The following is a 26,048-nucleotide window of genomic DNA, read 5'->3' on the forward strand; positions in this document are numbered from 1 at the left end:
TTTCGTATTTCAATGCGTGTTAGTTAGATTCTCTCTTCTAAAAGGCTTACTCCCCTTCCCTTGTAGGGAAGGGGCTGGGGGTTAGGTCTTTTTTATAGTCTACTCAACTGAAAAATCGCTGTACTACAAAATTAACTGCGGTTATCTATCTGAGCGCGTTGCAAACTTCCAGAAAAGTCAACATAAACACTTTTCCATTCTGTGAAAACATCCAAGGCAGTAGTTCCGGCTTCGCGGTGTCCGTTACCGGTTTGTTTCACGCCACCAAAGGGTAAGTGTACTTCTGCACCAATAGTAGGGCCGTTAATATAGGTGATACCTGCTTCGATGTCGCGCATGGCAGTAAAAGCCCGATTGATATCGCGGGTGTAAACTGAAGAAGAAAGTCCGTAATTGCTATCGTTGAGAATTGCGATCGCTTCCTCAAAGGAACTAACCTCAATTAATGCCACCACTGGCCCAAATATCTCTTCACGGGCAACCCGCATATCAGGAGTTACATCATCCAAAATAGTTGGTTGAAAAAAGTAACCGTTTTTTAATTTGCCTTCACTAGCAATTTCCCCACCAATTAAAACCTTTGCTCCTTCCTCACGGGCAATATCCAAATACTTGCTCACCTGTTGGAGTTGCTTTTCATTGACAATTGGGCCAATATCTGTATTCGGGTCGGTACCAGCACCCAAGCGTAACTTACTAGTACGCTCATAAAGCATGGTGGTAAATTTTTCCTTAATATCGCTATGCAAAATCAAGCGACTCGTAGCCGTACACCGTTGACCGGTGGTTCCAAATGCTCCCCACACTGCGCCATCTAAGGCAAGTTCTAAATCGGCATCTTCCATCACCACTTGGGCATTTTTCCCACCCATTTCTAGACAGACCCGTTTGTGAGTGCGTCCGCAAGTAGCGCCGACAAAAGCACCCGTTTCTGAAGAACCAGTAAAGGATACCAAATCTACATTGGGATGCTCAACTAAAGCTTTCCCCGCCTCTTCTCCGACACCATGCACCAAGTTAATTACTCCTGGTGGTAAACCTGCTTGTTGGAAAATTTCAATCAATTTAGTTGCACAGGCGGAGGTATCTTCGGCAGGTTTGAGGATGACTGTATTGCCACACACCAAGGCTGGCATAGCTTTCCAGCAAGGAATTGCCACAGGGAAATTCCAGGGAGTAATTAAGGCACAAACTCCTATAGGCATCCGCACAGTCATGGCGAATTTATTAGACATTTCCGACGGTGTGGTTTGCCCAAATAGTCGCCGTCCTTCGCCAGCAGTGTAAAAGGCACAGTCAATACCTTCTTGCACATCTCCTCTAGCTTCTGTCAGAGGTTTACCCATTTCCCGACTGATTAACTGGGCAAGTTCTTCTTTATGCTGGAGTAATATTTCCCCGACGCGAAAGATGTATTCTGCCCTAGCTGGGGCCGGGACTATACGCCAACTCCGGTAGGCTTTACGGGCGGCGGCTACTGCTGTATCTACATCATTAACTTGCGATCGGGGAAATGTGGCAACGATTTCGGTTTTTTCCGCAGGGTTGCGACTTTCTAAAGTTGCTTCCCCTACAGCACTTAACCATTGACCATTGATATAATTGCGGCAAGATAGCGGAGTTGTCATCTCAAAAATCCCTGGGTGTACTAATACAACTTCTATATGAAGAACGAACCGCATAGACGCAGAGCGGTGAAGCAGCGCGGTCTTGGGGGTTTCCCCCATGAGTGACTGCTGAACCCGAAGGGCTTCCCGCAGGGTAGGACGCAAAGGACACAAAGAAAGAAATAAGAAGCCAAAAAAATTTGGCAAGACTCTGGTTTAAAAACGTTACGATTTTACACAAAGCTGTACTAAGTTTGCTTGCTTTCTAGGTTATCCTCAAGTTTAAAAAATTGGTGTGAGAAGCAAATATCGATATAAAAATTAAGGCACTAACGCTAATACACCCACGGGAGAACCAGAACCACCACGCAACCGAAGAATCCCGATCGCTAAAGTAGTACCTTTAGGTGGTAACTGATCCAAATTGGTGAGATTTTCCAAAACAATCCGCGGTTTTTCCAATACCAAACGATTAGTAGCAAAAGTGTTATCCTGTCCGGGGTCTACACCATGAGTATCAATTCCGACTCCAGCGATTTGCCGTTCCTTCAGCAAGAATTGAGTTGCATCGCTACCAAATCCTGGAAAATGTGCAATGCCTTGAGCATCATGATTTAGAAATGCACTTTTATCAAACCACTTTTTTTGCCAACCAGTATTAAGTATAACTACGCAACCTTTAGATATCTCACCGTATTGTTCTTCCCAAGCCACAACATCGCCAACAGTCAGGGCATAATCAGAATCAACGGCTGTGGCTTGGCGAATATCTATAACCACCGCAGGTACAACCAGAGATTGGGCGGGATATTGGTCAATTCCCATACTATAGCTATGAAAGCTATTAGGGGCGTTGATATGGGTAGCACTATGTTCCCCCAAGGCGAAACGTCGGAGGTAATAGCCATCATTATTAAGTTCAGCCACAGTTTCAAATTCTACTGTGGGATCTCCAGACCATTGGGGAATATCTATGTCAATTACGTGACTTAGATGGATAACTCGTGTGTAGGTGATACTATTTTGACTTTGGGGTTGTATCATCCCAGCCTTTTACTTTAGTTATATTCAGGGATTTGTTTTAAGGCGCTATCATCTGGGTTGGGCTATGCCGACGCAAAGATAGTAATACTATTACAACGTTTTTCAATCAATTGAACTGTAATATTTCTAGTCTTAACTCCCTATACTAGTGCAAATAATCCCCCCAACTCCTGTAAACTTTAGGTTTTTGGGGGGTTCAAATGTTGCAGCAAAAAGTGAATTAATCTTAGTTAACAACTAATGGGTTAACTTTTTGATTAAGAAAAGATTAAAGTTTTATTGATGTTGAAGGTTGCCCATGTAGTGGAATCATAATGACAAACTCCGCACCTTCTCCTGGTGCTGAAATACACTGGATTTGTCCGCCGTGTTTTTTGACAACAATTTGGTAGCTAATTGACAACCCCATACCCGTGCCTTTACCCACGGGTTTTGTAGTAAAGAAGGGGTCAAATAAGCGTTTGCGTACTTCTTCAGTCATACCTAAACCATTGTCGGCAAAGCTAATGATTACACTGTCTTCTTGGATGAAGGTACGAATGCGAATTTGGGGAGAAGTCCTTTGTTTAGAGTTATTTGCTAATGACAAATGATTAATGACAAATGACTCTTCCAAAACATCGATCGCATTTGCCAACAAATTCATAAACACCTGATTCATCTCTCCAGCGTGACAGACCACTGATGGGAGGTTGCCGTAGTCTTGGATTACTTGGATTTCGGGATGTCCTGGTTTGGCTTTCAGACGATTTTGCAACAGCAGTAAGGTGTTATCAATACCTTCATGAATATCTACTGCTTTGGTGCCGTCTTCATCAAGGCGAGAAAAATTGCGTAAAGATAGGACTATCTGCCGAATGCGTTCGGCTCCCATGTTCATAGAGTCGAGAATTTTAGGCAAATCTTGCTTGAGAAAGTCTAAATCAATGTTGTAGATTTGTTCGTGAATCTCTTGTGTTGGTGGGTAGTGACTTTGTTGATAAAGTTCTACCAAGTGCAACAAATCCTTGGTATATTCACGGGCATGGGTAATATTGCCGTAGATAAAATTGACGGGATTATTGATTTCGTGGGCAATACCTGCAACCAATTGTCCCAAACTGGACATTTTTTCAGTTTGAATCAGTTGGGCTTGGGTTTGTTGAAGTTCTAGTAATGCTGCTTCTAGTTGCTGGGCTTTGTCTTGGGCTGTTTGGGCAGCAATGCGACTTTGGGTGTAGAGTTTGGCTTGGTCAATAGCGATCGATAATTGAACTGTAACTGCTTGTAGTAATTCTACTTCGTTGTCCAGCCAAGGCCGAAAGCCACTATAAGAACCACAGCTAAATGCACCTATTTCGCCAGATTGGGTGTGTACGGGTAACGACATAAAGGCAGTGAAACCAAAATCCTGCAAAAATAGCTGTGCAATGCCATCGCCCACAGTCTCAACATCATTAATGCGGATGATTTCTCTATTCAAGGTTTTGGCGGCGATGAGTTCGATTTCTGCATTCGTTGCTTCTTGCTCGTTAAGCAGACAGGGTAAAAAGTAACTTTTCGCCTCGTATACTCTCTCCCAGTAGGGAACCTCAGCCTCTTGCCGATACCAAAAGAAGGCGCAGCGATCGATCTGGAATAAGTTACGGATCTCCTGCACTGCCGTTTCTACAATGTAATTAAGATCCAAGGAAGCTCGAATCTGGTTAGAAAGACGATTGAGTAATGCCTCCCGTTGGGCACTTTCTCTGAGTGCAACTTCTGCTTGTTTGCGCTTGATGCCAATAGCAATTTCCTGGGCAGCAAATTCTAGGGCTTTAAAAGTTGATTCTGTCAGCGTTTGGCGAGAAAACATCGCTATTACCCCTACAGTTTGATCTTCAACAACTAGGGGATAGCCAGCGAAGGCAACCATACCCTCTTGTTTTGCCCATTCTTTATTAGCCACGCGGGGATCTGTCTGCACAGAGTTCGTCTGGTGAGGTTTGCCCTCTTCGGCAATTAAACCAATTTTGAATTGACCGACTGGCACACATCTATGGGGCCCATTAATGTGGGTGTACATTCCCGAACTGACTTGCAACTCCAATACATTCTCTTTTTTGTTCAGCGTCCAGATGCGAGCAAAGGCTGCATCAATATGTTCAACTAAAGCGTCAGTGCAGCGCCGCATCATGTTTTGTAAGCTGTCACTCTGAGTCAGGGCCGCGTCTACCTCGGCACGAAAATTTGCTAAACGCGCCCGTTCTGCTAAAGCTTCTTCTGCTTGTTTGCGGTCAGTGGTGTCATGGCAAATACCAACGAAGTTTATAACATTACCATTGGCATCTCTAATAGCAGATGAGTTACTTGTATGCCATCGCCAAGTGCCATCTTTATGTTTTATTCGGTATTCAATTGCGTCTTGCTTTTCGGTTGTTGTCGCAATTTTTTGGAAATAATCTACACAGATATGCACATCGTTAGGATGTATGAAGGGAACAAAGGATTGGCCTTCAACCTCTGCAACCTCATGCCCAAAAGTTTCAGTCCAGTTAGGAGAAACGTAAGAAAATATCCCCTCAAGGGTCAGCGCAAAAATAATGTTATTGGCGTTTTCAATAATGGTACGAAACTTGGTATCACTTTCTATTAATGCTGCTTGTACCTTGTCCCTGGTGTCACGGACAAGAACTATAATTTGTTGGTCTGGTAACGGCAATAACCTAGCTTCAAAATTATTATTTCCTTGTAAGAGAGGTAAGGTATATTCAAAACTGACTGAAGATTGAGTTTCAAGTACTTGAGTTATTGCTTGCTGGTAGCGATCGCTGACAGCAGTCGGCAGGCATTCTCGCAAACTCTTGCCCTGACAATCTCTTGTGGAAATATACAGATTCTCTATCTTACCTGGCTTATAATCCAAAATACATCCATCAGCATCAAGACGAAAGTATAGATCAGGAAGCACTTCCAAAATTGCTGTCAATTCCGATGTTTTTTGGCTTAACTGGGCTTCAACTACTTGGCGTTTTGCAGTTTCCGCTTCTAGGTTTTTCAGTACTTTTGTTAACTTTCCGTTACTTTTTGGGGATGTAAGGTTTTTTAGAAAAAGAGATAAATTTGTAGATGCTGATGAGCTTTCTTTCAGGGTAGTTTGACTTCCCACTATCAGCACTTCTGTTATATCCACACAATAACCAATGTAACCGACAAAGCTACCATCTACGGCGAATCGTGGTGCGGCTGTATCTAAAATCCAGCGATATTCACCATCAGCCCGACGCAAGCGATATTGTCTCTGAAAGGAATCATGTCCAGCGAATGCTTCAAAATATATATTGTCACATCGCTCTTTGTCTTCTGGATGGATGCTACAAGCCCAGATATTGCCTATTTCCTGTTCTCGTGCAGATGCAGACCCGCCCGTTGTTGAATATGTTCCAGTAAATTCCAGCCAGTTGGAATTTAAATAACAGTAAAGTGAAGTGTATCCAGCCATCCAAATCATTAGAGGAGCAGTTTCTGTCTGTCGGCAAAATACTTTTTCATCCTGTGGTATTTCTTCTGCTTCGACCATGATTTGGTTAATGTAGCTCTGCACCTTTTTAGAAAACACTTTTGCCTGCCTGCTCTGCCTAAATTATGAAGGGAATAGTCTGAAAATAGAATTTGTTAATAAATCGATATCATCTTCATTTGCGGTATATTATTTATCTTAATACTTTATTTATTTTTATATATGGAATAATTCCTCTTTCATTATAAATAAATTAAAAAAAAGATGAAGCCATCATTAAGATCAGCTTCATGTTTTTTGGTGAAATTTAAACTATTCATCTGTCAGGAAAACTATTTAACTATGTTTCTTCTGAAAATTACCTTTAAATTCATTTAAGCTATGTAATCACATTGTCCAAAACCTTATTTAGCTTCACAAAAACTATATGACTCGCTATGAGGCGTTTACATCTTTATCATAAATTCATAATAATCGGTAATTTCATATCAAATAAATATTGATTTTTTATCAAGAAGAATTCAGCATGAATTAAAGTCTTGGCTACTATAAGTCGCTGCTATATAGACAAAACCCACCCTTATGGATTTGAAATCTTTGATTTTCCATGTTTTCCCTTTTGCTTGTGTAGTAGCGTTCGCTCTACAGCCCTTTGGGCATCCTATGGCAGGCGTACCGGAGGCTCTATTATATTCACCTAATTATTTTCGGTAATCCTCTTAAGATCACTGGTCTAAAAGGATTTAATGCCCACATCCATACTAAGCAGTTTTCAGTCAGTTTGTGTATAAAACTTTGCCTTCTCTATTCTGAGTTCTGAATTCTGAATCCTTATTCAATCTTCCCAGCAAAACCTAATTTTTCAAAATTGTCTTGGCCGTTCAAAATGCTTCATTCCAAAATCGCAAATTAAATGAGAGAGATGCTAAATGTGATATCAACACCTTGCAACAATGGCTAGCAATCGCATTTTATATGTTATAAAGCTCACAGAAATTAATGTTAGGCGGGAACTACTTTATGGAACCAGATAAACTAGGCCGTTTTAAGGAGTACGGCGAATTCATCCTCCGAAAGATAGATTCTGTGCCCCAGCACCCTTCAAAAAAAGAAGATTGGGTTCCAGCTAGTCTTGATGACTGTCTCCTGCGTCTGCGATCGGCTGCCCAGAAAACTGTAGACCTTGCAACTTCACCTGTCAAAATTGGGGTGATGGGGGAATTCAGTAGTGGGAAAACTTTACTTTTAGGCAGTCTGATTGGATATGCAGATGCTTTACCAGTCAGTGAAAACCCCACTACAGGTAATGTTACCGCAATACATATCATCCCGCAAGACGACTTTGCAACTACTCAATTAAGTAATTTTACTGTAGAGTATCTTTCTCACGAAGGGGTACATGAGTGTCTACGCTTCATGCTGGGGGAAGCCCATAAACGCACGACAGCAGCAGGGCTTCCTCCGATACCAGTATCAAAACTCAACTCTGGCAAAGATATTATTGGTTGGTGTGAGGAAGCTTGGAATAGTAGTAACAATTTAGAGTTACGTTATTTACTCCGGGAGTTGGTATTATTCTTGCGGGCTTATCAAGCTTATGGGGAAGTGATGTGTGGTGGGCATTACCAGATTGATGCTATTACCGCCCGTGAAGGGCTACAACTGGTTGAACAGCCAATGGCAATCCAAAGTCTGAAATTTGAGGATTTACCGCCAGCCCATATCCGATTGCCAAGTCCACCCCAAAGACTACCAACAAAGTTATTGCAGAATAGCTTTCCACTGATCCGGCGCGTAGATATCGATGTGAAAATCTCACGGGAAATTTGGGATTTTACAGGTGGATCTAAATTTATTCTGATTGACTTTCCAGGATTGGGGGCTGCTAATTCGGGGGCTAGGGATACCTTTTTGTCACTGCGAGAACTGGCAGAAGTGCAAACAATTTTGGTATTGCTAAATGGTAAATCTCCCGGTAGCGATCGCGCCAACAAAATTTTCACCATGATGCAGCAGCAGCGACCGGGACAAGACCTGAAAGATTTAATTCTCGTCGGTGTGGGTCGCTTCGATCAACTCCCCCTAGATAGTGAAGGCGGCGAGAGAGAACTCGACCAACTGATTGAAGATAGTTCACATTTAAAAGAGGAAACCGTTCTCCAAAAACTCAAAGTTCTGCAAACTACCATTGACGGTGCAGAAGCCTTTACAACCCAAAAAGACCGCATCGTTTTACTGTCGCCACTGTTGGGACTGGCTGAATTAGCAAAACGTTCTAGTACAGTCAAAGCCGGCTCACCAGATTTTTTGGCTAACTTGGACTATCCTGATTACCTAGATCGGTCTAAACGGCTACAAGATAAATGGGAGTTATTAAGTGAACGGCTGTTAGACACCGATCCCCGCAGTAATTTAGGCAAACAGCTAGGTTACTTTGGTCAAGATGGCGGACTTAGTAAGCTGCGGGAAGTGATTCAAACTCACGTAGCAGATCACGGTTTGAAGCAACTGTATGAAGATACTCGCAGAGCTTCTGATGTAGTGAGTCAGCAACAAGACCACTTGAAAGACATCATAGATGAAATTCACGAGCAAGGTATCCCTACAGGAGACAGCCCCGCCTTTCTTGAGTTGCGCTATGTGGTCGAAAGCTTGGATAAAATCTACAGGAATTTTCAAAAAGATTTAGGGACAGAACCACTCAAAGACCGACGCGGTATTGTCGTTAGCGATATAGTTAAAGACGAACTCACTTTTAGAATTCTTAATTGGAACCAGTGGACTTTACTCTTCAACAAAGCCAACAATGGGGCGATCGCTCTGGCAGAATCTAAAGGTGCAGCTGGGAAATTATTCGATCGGGGAAACCGTGTAAATACTTCCCTCCCGACTAAGAGCGATGATTTTTATCCAGTATTTGAAAAAACCGTTAAGGAAGTAGAAGATTTTGCCCGCGATCGCATCCATCAAGCAGTGGTAGATTTGTTGAACCAATTGTCAAATTATGTAGCCCCAGAACGCGAACAATTACAGGCATTTTTCCATCCAGATATGGAACAAGAAATTGAAGAGAAATTTGGTTTTGAAGATGCCGATCTCTTTTACAAGTTATTACTAGGGTGCGATCCTAACGAATGGAAGGAAGCAATCATCTCGGAAATCAATAGTAAAGATAAAAATGTTGCACCTGAAACCATCTTTCCCCTAGCGCGTCAAGACGAGAAACACAACGTTGGTCAAATCTTTGACTGGGCCACAGAAAAAAACCAGGGTTTATCTAGATCGAGCAATCACCAACTTTTAGTACTGCGGCTACGAGATGAAATCACTGCTAGCGCTAGTCTCCATCTTGTGCAGTATGTTAGCGAAGTCAATCAGCAAATTAATTCGGAAATAGAAGGTATTTTAGATCAAATTATTCCTAGTTTGCAAAACCTTTCAAAAAAAGAAACATTGCTGAGATATTTAGCGGCTGGAGACTTACCATCTGAAATAGCAATTCCTACTTGGTTGCAGATTCTTTCTGAAATTGCTGCTGTTTCTTACTTAGATGTTTGAGGTGAGCTAACTCAGAATGACTGATTGCGATCGGGTATGAATATGAGGATGTGTTTATGAGAAGAGATGCGATTTTTTATCCAATTTTCAAGCGTGTCCCCGGTTTGTTTTTCGAGTTAGTAGAACAGCCACCAACCGAAGCTGCTAACTATCGTTTTGAATCAGTTGAAGTTAAAGAACCAACATTTCGGATTGATGGGGTATTTTTACCTCCACCGGGTGCAACAAGAGCAGATAACTGTTTTAGCTAAGAAGGAGATAATAGATGTAATCACAACGATTGCTGTTTATAAATTTACCAACTTAAGTCGTGAAGAGGTAGAGGCTATGTTAGGAGTTAAGTTAGAAGAAACTAGGGTTTATCAAGAAGCTAAACAAGAGGGACGAGAAGAAGGATTAGAACAAGGACTACGACAAGGACTACGACAAGGACGAGAACAAGGAAAACTTGAACTTGTCCCTCAGTTCTTAGCTCGTGGTATGTCGATGGAAGAGGTTGCCCAATTACTTAATTTAACCATTTAACAAGTAAGACTTGCATCTGAGTAATCACAACAATTACTGGTTATGAATTTTCCAACTTAAGTTGTGAAGAGTTAGAGGCAATGTTTGAAATTAAGTTACAAGAAACTAGAGTTTATCGAGAAGCTAAAGAAGAAGGGCGACAAGAATGAAAAAAACAAGCACGAGAACAAATAGAACAAACGTGAACTTATACCTTGGTGTTTAGCTTATGGTATTTCAATAGAAGAGGTTGCTAAATTACTTGATTTAACTATCGAACAAGTCGAACAAATAAGACTTGTAAGTCCGCAAGAATCTTCAAGATCAACTTAGTAACTGGTGGAATTTTAATAGCGATGTCTACGCTTTTACATGAAAAAGCGTAGACATCGCCCTAGATAAAAAAGCGATCGCTCAACAGAATCATTTGATCCTATAATGAACCCTTTTAAATTGAACAACTATACCGATCGCGAACCAAGCGAGAAACAACAAAAAAGATTTCCGGGATGGTTTGCTTTAGATTTTGGTACGTCGAATTCGACAGTCACACTTTTCGATCCAATTGAAGTACCGATCGCAGAAATTCTCCCCAAAGAACAAGAAATGCGGTTGCGCGATCGCTTATCACAATGGCTGAGTTCTCCCGCTTCAGTAGCTTTACCAGATGTCAGCGATGATGATTGGGCAAAATTCATCACCGAAATTAGCAAAAATCTGGAGATAGAGCCAACAAAGTTGAGTGAAGTATTTGAAAGTGATAATAAAGAGCGATTTTTAGAAGCAATTCGCCAAATTGAGCTTTCTTTAGGAAACAGTGAGAGGTTTCGCCGGGCTGTCAGCAAAAAACTTTACCAAATCTATCATGAAGTATTCCGTGTTCCTACCCTAGAGTCCCAAAATTTGATCCCAGTTGTGCTGGATATCGATCGCCGCGATACGGAAATTCCCAGCGAGTTAGAAATTTCGCAGTTAGGGGACTTAAAACTGCGGATGGGTAGGGAAGCTAGAGATAATCGCAAAAAAGCGATCGCCCAAGGTACAAGCAATTCTTTAAAGGAAATTATCAGCAGATTTCACCATTCACCCAAACGCTATTTTGGCCAGGAGCGATCGTTTTCCATTATTTTGGATGGTGAAGAAGAAATAATTACTGCTAATCAACTAATTCAATCTGCTTGGGCGCACTTAATCGAGTTAACTGAAGATTACCGCCAACGCGCCCAACGCAGATTTTCAGAGGGGACTTTTTTAACAGCAGTTGTCACCTACCCCACTGTCGCCCCACCAGTTGTTCGCAAGGAAGTTAAGGAATTAGTTGAGCAGTTGGGGATCGATGATGTCCAAACTGCTTATGATGAAGCCGTTTCTGTGGCAATATTCTTTTTATGGCGAGAATTTGGTGGTAATCTCAACATTGGCATTGAGTCATTCAAAACTCGTTGTCGTCAAGTTGGAAATAAATGGTCACAAAATGTTCTCGTTTTGGATATCGGCGGGGGAACCACAGACTTAGCTTTAATTGAACTGACTTTAGAAGATAAAACCCCTGCTTTTGCCGATTATGAAGATCGGGGTTTAGGAGGACGTTATTATAAACTTACTCCCAAACTATTAGGTTCATCTGGTCATTTACAGTTAGGTGGTGAATTAATTACACTGCGGATTTTTAGATTATTAAAAGTTGCGATCGCAGACTTTTTATTGGCAGCAGTAACAACAGGTGATATTAAAAATGAAAAGCTAGAAGATTTAATTACCTCTGAATTAAACGAGCGCTTTTTAGAACAAGGCAAATTCAAAAGTGGCAGTCTTTTAAAATGTATAGATAAAGAGAATCCAGAAGGTGATATTGCTTATAAAGATGCCCTAGATACTGCCGAGAAAATATTACCCACCCGTTGGCAACAAGCACCCCAACGCCTGCAATCATTTTATATTCTCTGGGATCATGCAGAAGCCGCTAAACTTAAACTTGGGCAAAAAGCAGCAACCGATAATTCTTTATTAACCTTCACACTTTCTGAACAACAGATTTCCGAATTGCTTACCCAAAGCGCCGTTAAATGGCAAGTAAAAGATCCAAATAACATCTGCATTACTTTAGATAATCGGCAATTTGAACGAGCCGCCCTTTCAGGAATTAAAGAAGCGATCGGTATTGCCAAAGGATTGATGGAAAGTCGCTTGCGTCCTGATGATATCACCAAAGATTCTTGGAATTCCCAAAAAGTTGATTGGTTAATTCTATCTGGAAAAACTTGTAATTTAGACATAGTGCAGCGCCAAATCTATCAAGAATTTAGTAAGTCTCCATATTTTGTATGGAATCCAGAACGGATTACCTTTGTGTTGGAATTTACAAAATTAGCCACTTCCGCCGGTGCTTGCTATGCTGAAAAATTGCGAAGATTAAGATTCGATCCAGAAGAGTCTAAAAGCTTGCTGCGTAAGGGAGCCAATCAACTAGAAATTGATGTCAAAAATCTGTTTTATTATTTGCCTTGCAACTTCAAACGCAAAACCCAAAGTAACGATTTACTAACTATATTTAAAGCTGGACAAGAACTCTATCAACTTGCACCTTGGGAAACTGTCGCCAAGGTTCGTACTGCATGGCAAGGGATACAATTAACTAATATTATTTACCGTCAAGACTACGAGGATGGAGATTTACGGCTATGGGGTAGCTTTGACGGTAAAAACCTCATGAATAAACTGGGAATGCAAGAAGCAGAGTTCCTGAAAAAAATTAAAGTCCAATTTGAAATTGACCAAACCCTTGAATTTAATTTGTTGCTTTGTCAGGGAAATCCCCATTATTTAATTGATATTCCCGGCATTGATTTGGAATCGGTTGTTTCAGAAACATCGCCGCTATTTGCTGATGGTAAATTGAACTGGAATATTGCTGTAGAAGGCTTCAATAAAGATTTAAATGATGGTGATATTGCCGTCAATGTTATTGAGTCAGCAACTGTTGATCAACCAGATGCCTATCATCTTGTATTTGAAGTAGGAAATGATGGTAGTAAATTGTTTCAAAAATTTCACTATCTACGTGATGGCGTAACTCAACCAGGAATTGGGTTAATTAGTAATCCCTTACCTCCATTCCCGCAAACTGGCCAGCACACATTCTATATTTATCAAACAGATGCAGAAACCAACAGCAAAAAATGGATAAGAATTGGCGCACTCAGCAAACCAGATGTAACAACAGATTATCCTTGCCAATATCGTGTAACTCTAGACGATCAAGGTATTTTACGAATGCACGCTGGTGAAGTGCCTTATTGGACATCCAGCAATCAAGAATGCTTAAAAGAAGAGGGATGCATTTATATTGCTGAATTAGAATTGCAGCCCAATGAAGTAGATAAAGAACGCGATCCATTTTGCGGCATACATTAACTCTTGTATTAAACTTGCTTTGTCAAAGTCAATTTGTTTAACGAACTGCATAGCAAGCTACGCGCAGCGTCTCGCAGAGAAGAATGCAAAGGAATGCATAGTTTTGGCAAATTTAATTTACTACAAATCACATAGAGGTAATATTTGGAGGTGATATTCATGCAGCACTTGCGTCAATTATTAGAGATAGAAAACTCAGAGTTAGCCCAGTTACTGCGGTTTAGTTTGTATGGACTAGAGGCTACTTTAAATCAGGCTCGTACAAAATTTCCACTAGATCCAGGATCTAAAATATGCGATGAAATGCTGCAAGAACTTCATAACCTGTTGCAACCTGCACCCCTACAGCCAGATACTAGTTGGGAAGATCCACCAGTTGATTTAAAACTAAATCACCTGCGAGAAGCTTTTGATTCTGACTCAGAACTTAATTATTATCTGGGTAATTCTCAACTGCAAAGCACAACGGATTCTGATTTGTGGAATGAGATTCAACGCAAGCTGCTGCGAGTACCAGAAGATTTAGCTGCAACTTGGCGATCGCGCACTTTAGATTTAGCTCAAGAAGTTGGTGCGATCGCAGATAATTCTAACCTCTATCAACTTCCCTTTATCCGCACTGAAATTATCTATCCCGGACTTAGTGGTACTGTTCAAACTCAGGGATTGACTCTGTATCAACAAGCACTTTCAATTCCTCAAAAGACAGAAGGTAATGTATCGGATTTACCAGCAGCATTTCTATTTTTATATATGAATTTTATCGAAATAGATCCAGATTTACATCATGCTTTAAAGAGCGTTTTTAGCTTCGATGTCATTTCCTTGCACTCTAAACCAGAACAGCGCGATCAATATATTGATGCTTTAAGCGATCGCTTCCAACGCACCCAAAAAGCTGAGAAAAAGCTCGATCCCCTATCAATTCTCCGTGCTTGGATTGACATGGATGAAGCGATACATTCCCTAGTATTCGTACCACCGGCTGAACGCTATTCTTGGTGGGGAAAGCTACAACATGAATCACGACGCATTTTGAAGAAAGTCGCTGATGAAGCTATTAATGCAGGTAATGAAGTGCGAATTCGCCAATTATCGGGACTTTATGCAGATATCTGTGCTTCATCCAAAGATGATTTACAACTAGACTGTGGTGGTATTCCTGGCGAAGTCTTAACTTGTCTTCGAGTATATGCGCGAATTAATCAGGATGAATCCCCAGGTCGTGTAATATTTCGCTCATCACGGTAAGGGAATTCTCTGACAAAGGAAAGGCAGACGATTTTACAAATCGCTGCCTTGCCTAATCAATGAAGGTATAAAAACGTTGAAATCTATAGAATGCCCCAGAAGTGTAAAATCCCTTGACCAGAAAACACTTCAAGCGCAACAGCAGATAAAAAACCAATCATTGCAAAACGACCGTTCCAGTTTTCGCTCTGAGGAGTGAAGCCCCAGCGCAAAGCATTAGGATCTTCTGGAACCGAACCCGTAGTCTTTTTAAAGTCTGCCATAAATAATACTCCGAGCTTTTATGTTGTAACAGGTATAACTGCCTGTAAAGTAATGTAACAGATTTTTACGAGATTGCAACATGAAAGCAAGACAGAATTTAGTTAGCAATTATATATTACGGATACGTAATTTTATAATGGCAGGTTTGCGATCGCCTAACTTATTTTTCACCAATTTTCTGGCAATGATGTTAAAAATGTCTTGCCATAATTTTTTGAAAGACTGGTCATTGATTTACTTATAAAAACGGGTTATGGAGGTTCAAGATGTGATGCTGGTAAAGCAATTGGTAAGAGGGGTGATGGTGGAATTGATGGTATAATTAAAGAAGATAAATTAGGATTAGATGTTGTTTATCTTCAAGCCAAAAAATGGAATACTAATGTTGTAGGCAGACCAGAAATCCAAAAATTTGTCGATCGTCATTTTGAGCAGGAAGGCTTTCGACGTTTGTTATTACCCCAAGTATGACGATTCCTAAATTATGCTCAAAAGTCCTCTCCGATATCCTGGCGGTAAGTCGAAAGCAATAAATCAAATATCTGAATATTTACCAGAAAGCTTTTCAGAATTTCGAGAGCCTTTTGTGGGTGGTGGTTCTGTATTCATTTATTTAAGACAAAAGTTTCCGCATATCAAGATTTGGATTAACGATTTAAACCGCGAACTATTTTTATTCTGGAAATTTGCCCAATCCGATCTAGCTCAATTAGTTCAAGAAATTCGGCATATTAAAGTTAAATATACAGATGGTAAATTATTATTTATAGAATTAACTAGCGTAGATGTCAATAATTTATCTGATTTAGAAAGAGCCGTTCGTTTTTTCGTCCTCAATAGAATTACTTTTTCAGGAACTGTAGAATCAGGTGGGTTTTCTCAAGAAGCTTTTCATAAAAGATTTACTGATTCTTCAATAGAACGATTAGAAAAATTAGAAGGTATTTTATCAGAAAATATCCAAATTACTAATCTCGATTACAGTCACCTGTTAAAATCAACAGTAGAAGATGTATTTGTATTTTTAGATCCACCATACTTTAGTGCCACAAAATCAAAGCTATATGGTAAAGATGGTGACTTGCACACCTCTTTTGAGCATCAAAGATTTGCTGAATTTTTGCAACAATGCCATCATCGCTGGCTAATTACCTACGACGACTCACCCCAAATTAGAGAAAATTTTCAATGGGCTAATATCTCAGCATGGGAATTGCAGTATGGCATGAATAACTACAAGCAGAATGGTGCAGCGAAAGGAAAAGAGCTATTCATTACTAACTATGAAGTTAAACTTTATTTGGATAAAAAAGCAAAAAATCAAAAGCTTCTTAATCCAGCTTTGCAGTTGAACCTTGATATTTCAACCTAATTTTAATAGCGGTCAATTTTCCGGTAGGATAGCTCCCATACCCTTCAACCTAGCTACACCCTACCAAACCATAAACCTTAGCTATGACAACTTTTCCAATCTCTGCTCAAGAAGCCTCTGCTAGTTGGTATATGCTGCTGCAACAATTAATAGATGGCCAATCCTTGTCTCGTACTCAAGCTGCTGAATTGATGCAAGGTTGGCTCAGTGAAGCGGTTCCCCCAGAGTTATCAGGGGCTATTTTAACAGCGCTGAACTTTAGAGGCATTTCTGCTGACGAATTAACCGGCATGGCTGAAGTATTACAATCTCAATCAAAATTGGGAACTGGGGACTGGGGACTGGGGACTGGGCAAAAATCCACCCAATCTCTAATCCCTGTAATAGATACTTGTGGCACTGGTGGAGATGGTTCATCAACCTTTAATATTTCTACAGCCGTTGCATTTGTCGCTGCTGCATCTGGCGTAGCCGTTGCTAAACACGGCAATCGTTCAGCTTCAAGTCTCACGGGGAGCGCAGATGTGTTGGAAGCCTTGGGTGTAAACTTGAGTGCATCCAGTGACAAGGTACAAGCCGCATTACAAGAGGTGGGGATCACTTTCTTATTTGCCCCTGGTTGGCATCCAGCACTTAAAGCGGTTGCCCAATTGCGGCGGACTCTCAGGGTACGAACGGTGTTTAATTTGCTGGGGCCATTAGTAAATCCTTTGCGTCCAACTGGGCAAGTGGTGGGGTTATTTACTCCTAAGCTTTTGGCGACTGTTGCCCAAGCATTAAACAATTTGGGCAAAGAAAAGGCGATCGTTTTACATGGACGAGAAAAACTTGATGAGGCTGGGTTAGGAGATGAAACTGACTTAGCAGTTTTATCAAATGGAGAAGTGCAGGTAACTACCATTAATCCCCTAGATTTGGATCTAACACCTGCTCCCATAGGTATGCTTCGGGGTGGGGATGTTCAAGAGAACGCGGCGATTCTCAAGGCGGTATTGCAAGGTAAGGGAACTCAGGCGCAACAAGATGCAGTTGCCTTAAATGCATCGTTGGCGCTGCAAGTAGCAGGTACGATCGCACTCCTAGATCACGCTCAAGGGATTAAAATCGCTAAGGATATCCTACAAAGCGGGGCTGCTTGGACGAAGTTGGAGCAGTTAGTTGAGTTTCTGGCGAATTGATTTGCGATCGCAATTGCGGCCGAAACTCTACCACATTACGTTTAATGGTGACATCGTAGTTACCAAAAAAGTCATGTCCTAAAAGTCCAGTTTCTAGATCCGCACCTGCGATCGCTACTGGTACTTTATTCACTATTACCCCACCAACTGCCATCGAATTAACATAGCCCACAGGAAATTCTACAGCCCTAGAACTAGCGGTGTTGGCCTTAGCTCTCCCCACTGTCACAATTCCCAAAGCATTGGCCATCTCTTGGGTGATGACTGTGCCACTAGCTCCCGTATCCACAATCATGTCAAATTGTTGTTGGCCATTGAAAGTGACTTCCACAATTGGCGTTCCACCAAGTCGCCTTTTAATTGGGGCTGTAAACACTTGCTGATCTGGAATCACCACTACTGATGAAGGTAAAACTGGCTCTATTGGTAACGGTTTTGTTTCTTGTGGAGGCGAGGTATACTTTGGTGTAATTGCTGTTTGAGGAACCACAACTACTATTCTCTTCGGTTCGGCAAGACTTACAGGGCGAGGAGCAGCTTGTTGTTGAGCATATTTAATTTGGCGACGATATTCAGTGATTTTGGTTTGAGCGATCGCAAATTCGGGGCTTTGTCGCCGGACTCTTTCCATCAGCGCGATCGCATCTTCGTACTGATTCGCCACCAAAATCCAATCACCTGGAGATTGAGCAGATCGGCTGATACTCCAAGCGCCAACCGCTTTGTCTAATCCTTGTTCAAAAAGACTTGGTTCGCTTTCAGACGGCTCTAGCGGCTGTACTTCTGGAGTGACTGCTGGTGTTGGTGGTTTGACGGCAGGTTCTACTGATGCCAAATCCCCAATTGGCACGGGTTGCTCATTGCCACCAGTCACTGTGTTCCGTTTGTCTTCACTACAGGCAACACACAAAACCGCTAGAGCGCTTGATACAAAAATTAGGGTTGCACGGGATAAAAAAGACTGAAGCATAATTAATTTTAACCGCCCTAGCTTTGCCAAATCCACTCCCGCCACTTTAAATTCCCAATTTAATTTTAATTAACTATCCAAAAAACTCCCAATTGCCCAACTCATGGGATAATTAACAATCGCAGTATTAGGGACTGGAGACTAGGGACAGGGGACTAGGTGGGGAAGAGTTTTCCCAATCCCCAATCCCCAATCCCCAATCCCCAATCCCCAATTCCCAATTCCCAATTTACTATGCCCCTGACTGACGCAATACCTGCTTTACTTGTCCTGGCAGATGGAACTACTTATCGCGGTTGGTCTTTCGGTGCTACGGGAACCGCGATCGGAGAAGTTGTGTTCAACACTGGTATGACCGGCTACCAAGAAGTCCTAACCGACCCCAGTTACTGCGGTCAGATTATCATTTTTACCTATCCTGAATTAGGCAATACTGGTATTAATCTTGAAGATGAGGAATCAAATGGCCTCCAGGTGCGGGGTGCGATCGCCCGAAATATTTGTCACAGACCAAGTAACTGGCGATCGACGCAATCCTTACCAGACTACCTCAAACAAAACCAAGTACCAGGGATATACGGCATCGATACCCGCGCCCTCACCCGCAAAATTCGGATGTTTGGAGCCATGAACGGTGGTATTTCCACAACCATTCTTGATGAGGCGGAATTGCTAGAGCAGGTACAGGCGGCTCCTAACATGGCGGGATTAAATCTGGTTCGGGAAGTCACCACCTCAACAGCTTATGAATGGTCTGATCCCACAATTCCAGCTTGGGAATTCAACTCTGAGGCTGCGGAAAATCCTGGGGAAGCCTTTACTGTTGTAGCTCTTGACTTTGGCATAAAACGCAATATTTTGCGACGCTTAGTAAGTTACGGCTGTCGGGTAATTGTTGTGCCTGCTGATACCTCACCAGAAGAAATCCTCAATTACAATCCAGATGGTGTGTTTCTTTCTAATGGGCCAGGCGATCCTGCTGCCGTCACTGGAGGGATTGCAACTGCTAAAGCGCTTTTGTTAAGTCAAAAGCCGATCTTTGGTATTTGTATGGGGCATCAAATCTTAGGTCATGCATTAGGGGCAGAAACCTATAAACTAAAATTTGGTCATCGTGGTTTAAATCAGCCTGCGGGTTTACAACAACGGGTAGAAATTACTAGCCAAAACCATAGTTTTGCTATTGATCCAGATTCTTTACCTACAGCAGTTTTAGAAGTCAGCCATCTCAACCTAAACGATCGCACCATTGCCGGGGTACGTCACAAATCTCTACCTGTATTCTCTGTACAGTATCATCCAGAAGCCAGTCCTGGCCCACACGATGCTGATTACCTGTTTGAGCAATTTGTTCAAGCCATGCGAACAGCACGTCAAGCCGCGACAGCCGAGGTGAGGTAAAAATGGGGACTGGGGACTGGGGACTAGGAACTGGGGACTAGGTGTTTTCCCAATGCCCAATGCCCAATCCCCAATTTCCAATGCCCCAAAAGATTGTAGACAACTTGCTCAAAAACCATCTATACTTGAGCGTTCACTTTAACTCATGAGGAGGGAATTATTGCTGAACCACTGAATCTAACCGTTAGCCTGAGGGGTACTCGTGAAGTCCGGGATAAGTGCCAGCTATTCCGCCTTACAGGTTTGTTAGATGCCTTTTCTGAGCCTACATTTCGCAAAGTGCTTGGCAGTAAGATTGAAGAGGGCCCTAAGCACATTATTTTGGATCTCTCACAAATCGACTTTATTGATAGCTCTGGCTTGGGCGCTCTGGTGCAGCTGGCCAAGCAGGCTCAAACTGCTGAGGGTACTTTGCAAATTGTCACGAATGCCCGCGTGACTCAAACGGTCAAGCTTGTTCGTCTAGAGAAGTTTCTCTCCCTGCAAAAATCAGTTGAAGAAGCTCTAGAAAACGTCAAGTAGTCTTGATTGCTGGAATCGAGAGATAAATTTGGCTATCCAGATTCAACATCGGGTAGCTTAATTTTTAAAACTTCTGGTTTTTTACCTCTCTTCTTGTGGGAGAGGCAAAAAGCCAGTTGAGCTATAATTATGTTTAAAGTTGAGCAATAACTAGATATCTAGACACTCAATCGTTGAGTACATAATTTTTGGCTAGAACATCGGATAAATAATCAAGTCTGAAAAAGTTATAAAAAATACAAAGTTAACATATTTGTATATATAAACTTGACTTGATCCTATATAATTAAAAATTGTCGCTTACTAAGTAAGTATGACAATGCGATCGCTTAACAGGGTTAATTTGATGTTCAAATTCTACCCGATATTAGACACCGACTACAATCACAAGTAGGCAAAACTCGGTTCATAGGCGTTAACTTCAGGGTGATTTTAAATGCCAACTCTCAATCAAAAAGATGAAATTAGGAAGTAATTTTGATAGTATTGATTATGCTAAGTATACTATCATGGCATACTTCCTAAAAATCAGTCTTTGCGAAGAATGCCTGCCAAATCTAGCCCGTTAAGGAATGATTTATTTGTGAAGTCACAGGAGGAACTATTAGATGGACAAGATGGAACTCCTAAGCAGGGTTTATCTTGGACTCAAGCACTCTTGGCAACCACAGAGCCATTCCAACAGATTTCCCTCTCACAAGTGCAACAAATTTCTCCTACTGCTTTAGCATATTTGGGGGATGCAATTTATGAGTTGTATGTTAGAATGTTCTATCTGCTGCCATTGCAGCGGTCAGGAATTTACCATAGTCTGGTAGTGGAGCAGGTAAGGGCAGAAACACAAGCGCTACATTTGCGATCGCTAACTCCTCTTCTGAGGGACATCGAATTAGAAATTGTCCGACGGGGTAGAAATGCCGCTACAGGCCGCCCTAAGCGACTTAATCCCGAAATTTATCAACAGGCAACTAGTCTAGAAACTCTAATAGGCTACTTATATCTCACCGATTACCAGCGTCTAACCGAACTGTTGCAAATGCTTCATGTAGCAAAAGAGTGAAAACTCAATTTCACAACAATAGGTACAGCAGTAGATGAAGTTCCATAAATTACGGTAATCGGTATGTTCAACCATAAGCTATATCCATAAATCAAATGCAGAATAAACCGAGAAAAATCATCAACACTTCTACTAGCGAAGCCAATCGTGGGAAACCCATAAAAATTAAGGGTAAGCGTGTTATTAGTAATCCGACTCGCAATCCCCGGAAAATAGATAGCAACCCTACTTCTGCGGAAAATCCGACTCGCAATCCCCGGAAATTCGATAGCAACCCTATTTCTGCGGAAAATCCGACTCGCAATCCCCGGAAATTTGATAGCAATCCTATTTCTGCGGAAAATCCGACTCGCAATCCCCGGAAATTCGATAGTAACCACATTTCTGGCAATTTCCGACAACGAAATACCAACTTCTCCCAGTCGCCTGTATCTACAGAACCCACAGAAGAAGATAACGATCTCATCTACGGTCGCCATCCAGTATTGACTGCGTTACAAAAACAGCGCAACCTCAACCGCATTTGGATTACTACCCGTCTGCGCTACGATCCCAGCTTTCACCATTTTCTCCTGCAAGCTAAGGAAAATGGCACAGTTATTGATGAGGTTGAACCCAAGCGCTTAGACTATCTCACCAATGGGGCTAATCATCAAGGTGTGGCAGCACAAACTGCTCCCTACGGCTATATCGAATTGCCCGATCTTATTGAACAATCTAAATCTGTAACCGATCCCGTTATTATAGTTGCTGACGGAATTACTGATCCCCAAAACTTAGGAGCCATAATTCGCACCGCCGAAGCAATAGGCGCTCAAGGATTGGTAATTCCCCAAAGAAGGGCATCTGGGATCACTTCTACTGTGATGAAAGTGTCATCAGGTGCATTAGAAAACTTTGCTGTATCTAGAGTTGTCAACCTCAGCCGCGCTTTAGAAGAATTAAAAGAAGCTGGCTTTTGGATTTACGGCACTGCTGCAAGTGGAAGCGAACCCTTGCATACTGTAAACTTCAAAGGCCCAATCGTTTTGGTAATTGGCTCAGAAGGCGAAGGTCTGGGTATGTTGACGCAACGTTCCTGTGATTTTTTGGTATCGATTCCTCTGCAAGGTAAGACTCCCAGCCTGAATGCCTCCGTAGCAGCAGGAATGGCGCTTTATGAAGTTTATCGCCAGCGATCGCTAAATACGCATTATTTAGATAAGTTACAAAAAATTTCTTTGAAAAAATAACAGTAACAGAGTATAAAGAAATGTAAAAGATAATAAAGCACCATATCGTTTAACACCCTGTAGACGTTTATAAATCGACGAAAATCATGAAAACCCTTTGGCATAACCTCAAGGAAGTGTTGATTAACACATTCGACTCCATCGGACTGGCTTGGTGGGTAGAGATTGTGACGCAAAATCCCCGGTGTACTTACTACTTTGGGCCATTTCTGACTTCTTCTGATGCAAAATTGTCAAGCATTGGATATATAGAAGATTTGGAAGTCGAAGGAGCTATGGGAATTACCGTGCGTGTCAAGCGTTGTAAACCTAATACCTTAACAATTGCTGAAGACCTGGGGGAAAGATTTGACCGCAAAGTACAGCCTGCCTTTGGCGGTCAGATTTAAGTTAGGCGAAAATCAGGATAATTCGTAATTCGTAATGACGCTCGTTCGCCTTTGGCGTCTCCCCTTCTCCCTTTGGGAGAAGGCTAGCGCCAAGGGAGATGACTCACTAGCGCTTCTCTACGAGACGCTGCGCTAACGTAATTCGTAATTTCGAGTTGGAATTACGAATTATCTGGTTAAAAGTTAAAAGCCCTCGAATTATTAACAATTAGTAATTACGTTATGGATGGGTATTTAGATTCCAACCATAAGTAGTTGACCAATAGATGTTTGTTTTTTAATCTAACCCGATTTTTGATTACGAATTACGAATTACCTGCGGATGTTCTTCCAGCCAATGGTCAATGTCATTCAGCACCTCCTGCGGGACTTCCCAAGGGAAAAGATGGGCGGTGTTTGAATAACACCGCCACTGAGAATTTTGGAGGTTTTGAGCAGTTTGTAAGCTGGAATCGGATGTGATGTGGCGATCTTGCTCGCCAGCAAGTACCAAACTAGGACATTGGATTTGTGGCAGGTCTGAAAGCCGATTGTATCCCGATTGAATGGCACTATAAAGGGCGCGAGTAGCAGCAGGAGAGGTTTGTAGATAAGCTGGTACTGCTTCTTTGGCGATATAGTTGTAAGTTGTGGATGTATGTTGTTGAACTAAGTAGCGGAAAAGCGATCGCTTGCCAAAAGTTTCAATATTCCATTGCCAACTCGGTTTTATATAGTTTAATAAGCCAGCAACGCCAGTATATAAATTATCTTGCCAAGTGATGGTCGGATGGCTACCACGGGGTTTTGCGGCTGTCGCCACCAAAATCAGCCCTGTAATGCGTTTTGGTAAACGCAATGCCAATTCCATTGCCAGAATGCCCCCAAGTGACCATCCTAGTACTAGGCATTTTTCAATATTTAAGCGGTCTAGCAGCGCTTCTAAATCAGTTAAATGGTCATTCATCTCAAAATTGCCATTCCACCGACTTTTGCCGTATCCGCGTAAATCGGGGGCAATAGTTTGATAGCGTTTTGATAAATGATTGGTAAATACAGAAAGACTACGACCAGAACCAGGATGACCATGTAAGCCCAGAATGGGGAATCCTTGACCTTGGATGTAAACATTGAGACGTGTAGCAGTGGTAGGATGGCGATCGCTCATTAGTTGCCGTTCTCCTGTTTAGTGAATATAGCGATCGCAACTCTATTAGCTGCGATAGCTTCAGCCCAAACTCTGTATTCAAATTCAAATCTTAAATTCACCACAATGTTAAAAAATCGGTTCAAAAACCATTTGGGGGATCAACACTTCGTCTTGTAATTGTCCAATACCTAAAAAGCGAGTTTCTTCATCATAAACTCGCACTATTTCAGGAACATCGAAATTTAGAGAAATTCGCTGACCTTGACACCACTTTTGAGCAGATGTTACTGGTAAAGTAACAGATGATAAATGTTGTAAAGCTGCATTTGGGCAAACGGGTTGAAATGTTTCAGCTTGTAGCTGTGCTTCTAAATCAGTCAAGGTGAGACTATCGGTTAAATTGAAACCACTACTTTCAGTGCGGATTAAAGCCGCAAGAGTGCCACCAGTTTCTAAGATTGCACCTAAGTCACGAGCGATCGCTCTTATATATGTACCAGAACCACAAGCGATCGCCACATCCAATTCAGGAAAATCCCCTTCTCTCCAGTCTAAAATATCTATCCGAAAAACTTCCACTGTTCGCACTGGAACTTCCACCGTTTTCCCTTGGCGTGCTAAATCGTAGAGACGTTTCCCATCTACTTGAATTGCACTATAAATAGGTGGTATTTGCTCAATTTTGCCTTCAAATTGCGCTAATGCAGTTTTCACCTCTGACAAACTTAATCCAGCACAAGGTTGAGAAGTGATGATTTCACCTTGTAAATCATCGGTTGTAGTCCGCACACCCAGCCGAATAGTGGCAATGTACGCTTTGTTCTCAGGTAGATATTGCAATAATCTTGTGGCTTTACCAAGGGCGATTGGTAAAACCCCTGTAGCGGCTGGATCTAAGGTTCCCGCATGTCCTACACGTTTGAGGCGCAACAATTTTCGCACCCGCGCTACGCAGTCGTGGGAAGTCCAGCCAAATGGTTTGTTTAAGTTGAGAAAACCTTCAGATAACACAAAATCAATATCTTACTGTATAGCTTTTATATACACTATCAGTGACGAGATTGGAGCGTAAACATATATTTAAATCCTACTCTACGGCAAATAATAGCCAGAGCGATAGGTGCATAAAGACCAATCATTATTCCCAAGACAATATGTGTGATTGGTTCTGTAAAATTAAAGATTTTTTGGAGCAGTAACCGAAAAACATATATAAAGATTACATGACCCAAATAAATCTCTAAAGATAAGAGTCCCCACTTTTTTATAAAGTTCGCAACATTTAATCGTGACAGTAAAATTCCCATAGCTATTGAGGCTATTGTGCCGATGAATGCGATTATGGGCATAAAGAAATAGTTTTCACCAATTTGAGATTTAACTGCTAGCGCTACTGCAAAATATCCACTTAAATTTATCAAAATTAGCATATAAGTGTTAATTTTACTAGCTTTCAGCATTAAAGCACTGCTACATACTGCACCTAAAGAAAAATAAATAGAACAGTGAATGACACCTTCCCAAACATTCCAATCAACAAAATTCACACCTAATCCATCTAAGTAGTAAACTAAAGTAGATAAAGTCAACTGCCCCACCCACGAGGGGATGGGGCTTGTAACTAGGAAATATGATTTCCCGAAACATATGGCATATTGACTGATGCCTGTTCCTC

At 41.7% G+C, this 26,048-nt stretch carries 19 protein-coding genes and 1 pseudogene; 12 read left to right on the forward strand and 8 right to left on the reverse strand.

Annotation, left to right across the window (positions count from 1 at the left end; genetic code table 11):
• Window positions 1-131: 131 nt before the first annotated feature.
• The 3 genes from V7K38_RS03055 to V7K38_RS03065 form a co-directional block, all read right to left on the reverse strand.
• Window positions 132-1,628: an aldehyde dehydrogenase family protein gene (locus tag V7K38_RS03055; protein ID WP_334855371.1), complete on the reverse strand. Its 1,497-nt coding sequence runs from the start codon at window positions 1,626-1,628 to the stop codon at window positions 132-134.
• Window positions 1,629-1,928: 300 nt separating this feature from the next.
• A complete protein-coding gene (locus V7K38_RS03060) occupies window positions 1,929-2,651 on the reverse strand; it encodes a cyclase family protein (protein ID WP_334855345.1) in 723 nt (240 codons plus the stop codon).
• Between the two features lie 268 nt (window positions 2,652-2,919).
• On the reverse strand, window positions 2,920-6,189 hold the full coding sequence (locus tag V7K38_RS03065; protein WP_442940742.1) for a PAS domain S-box protein: 3,270 nt from the start codon (window positions 6,187-6,189) through the stop codon (window positions 2,920-2,922).
• A 960-nt stretch (window positions 6,190-7,149) separates the two neighbouring features.
• On the opposite strand from V7K38_RS03065, the gene V7K38_RS03070 reads away from it, so the two are divergent.
• The 4 genes and pseudogenes from V7K38_RS03070 to V7K38_RS03085 all read left to right on the forward strand — a co-directional run bounded on the left by V7K38_RS03070 (window position 7,150) and on the right by V7K38_RS03085 (window position 14,856).
• Window positions 7,150-9,687, forward strand: coding sequence for a proteasome protein (locus V7K38_RS03070; RefSeq protein WP_334855348.1), 2,538 nt, complete (start codon window positions 7,150-7,152; stop codon window positions 9,685-9,687).
• Between the two features lie 56 nt (window positions 9,688-9,743).
• A pseudogene (locus tag V7K38_RS03075) lies at window positions 9,744-10,212 on the forward strand (DUF2887 domain-containing protein).
• Between the two features lie 417 nt (window positions 10,213-10,629).
• Window positions 10,630-13,605, forward strand: a complete 2,976-nt coding sequence (locus V7K38_RS03080; protein ID WP_334855350.1) for a molecular chaperone — start codon at window positions 10,630-10,632, stop codon at window positions 13,603-13,605.
• A 159-nt stretch (window positions 13,606-13,764) separates the two neighbouring features.
• Entirely contained in the window at window positions 13,765-14,856 is a 1,092-nt protein-coding gene (locus tag V7K38_RS03085; protein ID WP_334855352.1) for a hypothetical protein, read from the forward strand.
• An 83-nt stretch (window positions 14,857-14,939) separates the two neighbouring features.
• On the opposite strand, the gene V7K38_RS03090 is transcribed toward V7K38_RS03085, so the two are convergent.
• Window positions 14,940-15,119, reverse strand: coding sequence for a high light inducible protein (locus tag V7K38_RS03090; protein ID WP_334855354.1), 180 nt, complete (start codon window positions 15,117-15,119; stop codon window positions 14,940-14,942).
• A gap of 223 nt (window positions 15,120-15,342) precedes the next feature.
• On the opposite strand from V7K38_RS03090, the gene V7K38_RS03095 reads away from it, so the two are divergent.
• The 3 genes from V7K38_RS03095 to trpD all read left to right on the forward strand — a co-directional run bounded on the left by V7K38_RS03095 (window position 15,343) and on the right by trpD (window position 17,670).
• A complete protein-coding gene (locus tag V7K38_RS03095) occupies window positions 15,343-15,591 on the forward strand; it encodes a restriction endonuclease (protein ID WP_334855372.1) in 249 nt (82 codons plus the stop codon).
• 13 nt (window positions 15,592-15,604) lie between these two features.
• The gene (locus tag V7K38_RS03100; RefSeq protein ID WP_334855356.1) at window positions 15,605-16,492 is read left to right on the forward strand and encodes a DNA adenine methylase; all 888 of its coding nucleotides are present in this window, start codon (window positions 15,605-15,607) and stop codon (window positions 16,490-16,492) included.
• 83 nt (window positions 16,493-16,575) lie between these two features.
• Window positions 16,576-17,670 carry an anthranilate phosphoribosyltransferase gene (gene trpD / locus V7K38_RS03105; protein ID WP_334855358.1) on the forward strand — a complete coding sequence of 365 codons (1,095 nt, stop codon included), beginning with the start codon at window positions 16,576-16,578 and terminating at the stop codon, window positions 17,668-17,670.
• Here trpD and V7K38_RS03110 read toward each other — a convergent pair.
• Window positions 17,600-18,640 carry a retropepsin-like aspartic protease family protein gene (locus V7K38_RS03110; protein WP_334855374.1) on the reverse strand — a complete coding sequence of 347 codons (1,041 nt, stop codon included), beginning with the start codon at window positions 18,638-18,640 and terminating at the stop codon, window positions 17,600-17,602. The two genes, trpD and V7K38_RS03110, sit on opposite strands and share 71 nt — an antisense overlap.
• Before the next feature lie 234 nt (window positions 18,641-18,874).
• On the opposite strand from V7K38_RS03110, the gene carA reads away from it, so the two are divergent.
• The 5 genes from carA to V7K38_RS03135 all read left to right on the forward strand — a co-directional run bounded on the left by carA (window position 18,875) and on the right by V7K38_RS03135 (window position 23,244).
• On the forward strand, window positions 18,875-20,041 hold the full coding sequence (gene carA / locus V7K38_RS03115; RefSeq protein WP_334855360.1) for a glutamine-hydrolyzing carbamoyl-phosphate synthase small subunit: 1,167 nt from the start codon (window positions 18,875-18,877) through the stop codon (window positions 20,039-20,041).
• Between the two features lie 156 nt (window positions 20,042-20,197).
• Entirely contained in the window at window positions 20,198-20,563 is a 366-nt protein-coding gene (locus V7K38_RS03120; RefSeq protein ID WP_334855375.1) for an STAS domain-containing protein, read from the forward strand.
• Window positions 20,564-21,107: 544 nt separating this feature from the next.
• Entirely contained in the window at window positions 21,108-21,623 is a 516-nt protein-coding gene (locus tag V7K38_RS03125) for a Mini-ribonuclease 3 (RefSeq protein WP_334855361.1), read from the forward strand.
• Between the two features lie 95 nt (window positions 21,624-21,718).
• A complete protein-coding gene (gene rlmB, locus V7K38_RS03130; protein WP_334855363.1) occupies window positions 21,719-22,855 on the forward strand; it encodes a 23S rRNA (guanosine(2251)-2'-O)-methyltransferase RlmB in 1,137 nt (378 codons plus the stop codon).
• Window positions 22,856-22,941: 86 nt separating this feature from the next.
• Window positions 22,942-23,244: a DUF1816 domain-containing protein gene (locus V7K38_RS03135; protein WP_334855365.1), complete on the forward strand. Its 303-nt coding sequence runs from the start codon at window positions 22,942-22,944 to the stop codon at window positions 23,242-23,244.
• A gap of 298 nt (window positions 23,245-23,542) precedes the next feature.
• Here V7K38_RS03135 and V7K38_RS03140 read toward each other — a convergent pair whose 3' ends face one another.
• From V7K38_RS03140 to V7K38_RS03150, 3 genes are all read right to left on the reverse strand, one after another.
• Window positions 23,543-24,391 carry an alpha/beta fold hydrolase gene (locus V7K38_RS03140; RefSeq protein ID WP_334855366.1) on the reverse strand — a complete coding sequence of 283 codons (849 nt, stop codon included), beginning with the start codon at window positions 24,389-24,391 and terminating at the stop codon, window positions 23,543-23,545.
• 108 nt (window positions 24,392-24,499) lie between these two features.
• Window positions 24,500-25,384 (reverse strand): tRNA pseudouridine(55) synthase TruB, encoded by an 885-nt coding sequence (truB, locus tag V7K38_RS03145; RefSeq protein WP_334855367.1) that lies wholly within the window; start codon window positions 25,382-25,384, stop codon window positions 24,500-24,502.
• Between the two features lie 38 nt (window positions 25,385-25,422).
• Window positions 25,423-26,048, reverse strand: a 626-nt coding sequence (locus tag V7K38_RS03150) for a hypothetical protein (RefSeq protein WP_334855369.1), incomplete at its 5' end; no start/stop codon positions are given.

Origin of the sequence: Nostoc sp., from assembly GCF_036917465.1 — a bacterium.
Classification (GTDB): domain Bacteria; phylum Cyanobacteriota; class Cyanobacteriia; order Cyanobacteriales; family Nostocaceae; genus Nostoc.